Genomic DNA, 275 nt, shown 5'->3' on the forward strand with positions numbered 1-275 from the left:
GGGTAGGTGACGGTCTGGGTGCGCACATAGCTCGGTCCCCAGGGGCCCGGGCCCCAGGCGGAGCCCCAAGGGCCACCCCAGCCCGGACCCCAGTAGGGGTCGGCGTAGCTGTAGCTCTGCTGGCGCTGGTCGAGGATCACATAGAGTTTGATCCTGAGGTCTGGCCGCGTGCCTGTCGCGGCGGGGCGCAGCCCACGCTGGTCGAGGCCGCCGCTGACCGAGTCGCGCAGGCGCTGCTCGGTGAGGTCGCTGCGCACCCGGGGATCGTTGGGTCG

General features: G+C 72.0%; 1 protein-coding gene. It reads right to left on the reverse strand.

Features of this window, described 5'->3' with window-relative positions:
• Positions 1 to 257 (reverse strand): DUF4136 domain-containing protein (locus ACH107_RS33810; protein ID WP_412509923.1); only part of this gene is annotated, 257 nt, incomplete at its 3' end.
• Positions 258 to 275 lie beyond the last annotated feature (18 nt).

It is taken from the genome of Roseovarius halophilus (ex Wu et al. 2025) (assembly GCF_047086965.1).